This is a genomic window from Microbacterium sp. GbtcB4, from assembly GCF_019091465.1.
Classification (GTDB): domain Bacteria; phylum Actinomycetota; class Actinomycetes; order Actinomycetales; family Microbacteriaceae; genus Microbacterium; species Microbacterium paraoxydans.
In genome coordinates, this window is record NZ_JAGXJJ010000734.1 from 1 (window position 1) to 231 (window position 231).

Here is a 231-nt window from a genome sequence, read left to right on the forward strand (position 1 = left end):
TCCTGCTCCAGGATCTCCTGGGCGATCCGCTCGGCGGAGACGGCCCCTCCCCCGGTGTTCCAGGTGGGCACCCGCAGGCTCGTGTCGGTCCGCCCGGGAATGGCGGCCACGCCGAACCCCCGCGTCGCTCCGATCGCCCCGGGCGCGGCGGCGCCGAGCACGGCGACCATCAGGACGGACGCCGCGAAGCCGCGCAGCGGCCCGGCGGGCAGGAGCAGCAGCGCCAGCCCC

1 pseudogene is annotated in these 231 nt (G+C 77.9%); it reads right to left on the minus strand.

Going from position 1 to position 231, the window contains the following annotated elements:
- Nucleotides 1-231, minus strand: a pseudogene (locus KVS71_RS19440) (endonuclease/exonuclease/phosphatase family protein); the annotation flags it as partial.